The following is a 3,732-nucleotide window of genomic DNA, read 5'->3' as shown; positions in this document are numbered from 1 at the left end:
CATGCTGGTCATGGCTGTCCCTTTCATCTGGTGGCCACGCACCGGTCGGGACGGCGGACAACTCAGTGATGGGACTTGTCGAAGTCAGGCTCCTATCAGGTCACTCCGCCCGACCGGCCGCGTGTGTTCGTCGACGCGGTCGGTCGACACATCACGTGAAGGACAGTCCTTGCGGGCGTCAGAGTGGCAACGAGTCAGACCGGCCGCGTCAACGAACCCAACCAGTATCACTGAGTGGCAAAGCGTCCCGGGGCACACTTTGTCACTCACGTGGGGAGTCGATCCGCACACGTGAGATGCACCTCATCGACTGCTTCGAGTGACGCGACCGCTCGTAGGGTGAGTGGTCGTGTCGGTAGGTGCGCAGGATCAGGGAACCGGATCGCGGGATCACGGTGTGCCGATCCCTGCGCCGGCCCCGGCACGGTCGCTGCTTCTCGGGGTGCCCAAGCTGGGTCGACGCTGGCCGGGCGTGGTCCGCGCCGGCGTGGCCGTGGGCCTGCCCGCGCTGGCGGGGGTCGCGCTCGGACATTCGGCTGTCGCGGCGACCGCCACCCTGGGTGCGTTCGCCGTCGTCTACGGCGAGGGCCGGGCGTACCGGGTGCGGTGGCGGGTGGTGTCGATCGCCGCCGCCGTGATGGTGCTCCTGGCCGGCGTCGGCGCCGCGGTCGGCGCATTCGTGCACGACGCGACGGCGGCGGGCGGGTCCGCGTTGTGGGGGATGGCGCTCGTCCTCGCGATGACCGTGGTCGTCGCCGTCTGCGCGTTCGTCGTCGACGGACTGCGACTCGGCGCGCCGGGCGCCTTCCTTCCGCTGCTCACCGTGGAGATCTCGTCCGCGCTGCCTGCGCTCGGTGTCTCCGTGGCGGAGGTGACGGCCTGGGCGGCGGCCGGGGCGGTGTCGGCGTTGCTCGTGTCGATGTCGGGGCGGATCGTTCGTCCCCGCACCCCCGAGCGTGCCGCGGTCGCGACTGCGGTCGCCGCAGTCGACACCGCACTCTCCGACGGGTCCTCGCCCGGTTCCCGGCGGGACGCGGTGCGGTCGCTGCACGCCGCCTGGCAATGCCTCCACGACGCCGCCCTCGTCGGCGGTGATCACCCGCTGACCCGCACGTTGCGCGCGGCGCACCTGCGCTGTGCGGCGACGGTGGACGGTGTCGACGCGGACCACGCGTCGGATGTCGACGACCTGCGGCCGCAGGTCCCGCTGCCGCGGCCGTCGATCCGCTATCGGCTCGGCCGGGCTTCGCATCTGCGGGGCCGGTCCTGGACGATCGTCGCGCGACTGCTGGTCGCGTGCCCCGCGGCCGGTCTCCTCGCGCTGGGGTTCGGTGTCGGCAGGCCCGACTGGGCGGTGATCACCGCGGCGATGATCCTGCACCAGGGACCGGACCGGGTGCTGGGGACGTACCGCGGGCTGCACCGGTTCTTCGGAACGGTGCTCGGACTGGTGGTGCTCGCCGTGCTGTCGTCGCTCGACCTGTCGGCGGCGGTGCTGGTCCTCGTGGTGGCGGGACTGATGGCGGGGATCGAGGCGTTCCTCGTCCGCAATTACGGGCTGGCGATGGTGTTCATCACCCCGCTCGCCCTGGTGCTCGGTAGCCGCGGCACGCACGTGGACCTGATGACCGTGTCCCGCGACCGGCTCGTCGAGACCGTGCTCGGTGTCGCGGTGGCGCTGGTGGTGTTGTGGACCGTGCTCCCTGGTGCGTACCGGCGGATCCTGAGTGACGCGGATGAGCAGGTGGCCGCGACGATCGGGCGGCTCGGCGACGCCCGGGAACCGGGTGCCGTCGCCGAACTCTGCCGGGACCTCGCGTTCGATCTGCACGCATCGACGACCGCCGCGATCACCGCCGCCCACACCGACCCGGCGTGGACCCGCGACCGGTGGCGCGAGCACCACCATCTGCACGAGCTCGGGTACCGAATCCTCACCCGGCACTTCGGACCTCGTCTTTAGCCGGTCGTCGCCGGATTCCCGCTGTTAGGGTTCGGTGATGGGTCCTGTGACGGGAATCGGAACAGTATTTCGGGCCTCGTTGGCCGCGGCTCTCTGCGTCGGGGTGCTGGCCGCGTGCTCGTCGGACGAGGAACCGCAGAGCGATCCGGCGGCCACGTGCGCGGATGTTCCCAACGGCACCCCGGTCTCCAAGGCGCCGCCACCGCCCGGCCCGGCGCCGACCACCCAGAACCTTGCGACCAACCCCGAGATCGCCACCGTGTACCGCTCCGGGATGACGCCCGTGACCACCGCGTCGTATGCGGTCTCCACCGCCAATCCGGTGTCGACGCAGGCCGCGTGCGAGGTGCTGCGGGACGGCGGGACGGCCGCCGACGCGCTGATCGTGGCCCAGACCGTTCTCGGTCTCGTCGAACCGCAGTCCTCCGGAATCGGCGGCGGCGCGTTCCTGCTCTATTACGACGCCGGGCAGAACAGTGTCGAGGCGTACGACGGGCGCGAGGTCGCGCCGATGGCCGCGACGGAGAACTACCTCCGCTGGATCAGCGACACCGACCGCACCGAGCCCAAGCCCGACGCCCGCGCGAGCGGACGGTCCATCGGGGTGCCCGGCGTCCTGCGGATGCTCGAGATGGCGCACCGCGACCACGGGCGGGACGCGTGGCGGGAACTGTTCGACCCGGCCATCTCCCTCGCCGACCAGGGGCTGGAGATCAGCCCGCGGATGGCCGGGCAGATCGCCGCGTCCGCGCCCGACCTGGCCGTCGACGAGCCGTCGAAGGCGTACTTCCTGAACCCCGACGGCAGCCCGAAGCCGGCCGGGACGAAGCTGACGAACCCGGCCATGGCCAAGACGCTCGGAGCGATCGCCGCGGGCGGCGCCGACGCCTTCTACACAGGGGCGATCGCCCAGGGCATCGTCGACGCGACGGCGACCGCGTCGGGCGGCCGCACACCCGGCCAGATGACCCTCGACGACCTCGCCAACTACCAGGCGAAGAAGCGGACACCGCTGTGCACGCCGTACCGCGACCACGAGATCTGCGGCATGCCGAACCCGTCGTCCGGCGGCACCGCGGTCGCGGCGACGCTCGGCATCCTGGAGAACTTCGACCTGTCGCAGTACGGGCCGACGAACCTCGACGACAACGGCGGAAAGCCGACGGCGGAGGCCGTGCACCTCATCTCCGAGGCCGAGCGCCTGGCGTACGCCGACCGGGACAAGTACGTCGCGGACTCCGATTTCGTTCCGCTGCCCGGCAATTCCCTCGACACACTGCTGAACGAGGACTACCTGAAGCAGCGGGCCGGCCTCATCGACCCGGGCAAGAGCATGGGCACCGCGCAACCCGGCAACTTCGGGCCCGTTCCGCTCGGTGTGCAGCCGCAGGACAAGGAACACGGCACCAGCCACATCTCGATCGCCGACCAATACGGCAACGTCGCATCGATGACGACGACGGTGGAATCGGCGTTCGGCTCGTTCCACATGACGGACGGCTTCGTGCTCAACAATCAGCTCACCGACTTCTCGGCCCAGCCGGTCGGCCCCGACGGGGCGCCCCTCGCCAACCGCGTCGAACCGGGTAAACGGCCGCGGAGTTCGATGGCACCGACACTCGTCTTCGACCGCGGCAGCGACGGCTCACGCGGCGACGTCCAGTTCGCGACCGGGTCGCCGGGCGGTTCGGTGATCATCCAGTTCGTCGTGAAAACGCTCGTGGGAATGCTGGATTGGGGCCTGAACCCGCAGCAGGCCGTGTCGGCGG

The 3,732-nt window shown here is 70.7% G+C and carries 2 protein-coding genes; both read left to right on the top strand.

The genetic code is table 11. The annotated features are described in order from the left end of the window. Nucleotides 1-397 precede the first annotated feature (397 nt). Entirely contained in the window at nt 398-1,963 is a 1,566-nt protein-coding gene (locus AC1DWT_RS50100) for an FUSC family protein (RefSeq protein ID WP_477926153.1), read from the top strand. Between the two features lie 37 nt (nt 1,964-2,000). Beyond that, nucleotides 2,001-3,732 (top strand): gamma-glutamyltransferase family protein (locus AC1DWT_RS50095; protein WP_477926152.1); only part of this gene is annotated, 1,732 nt, incomplete at its 3' end.

The organism is Rhodococcus sp. P4_B6 (assembly GCF_056402215.1).
Note: the sequence above shows the minus strand (reverse complement) of the source record. Positions and strands in the feature narration are given on the sequence as shown.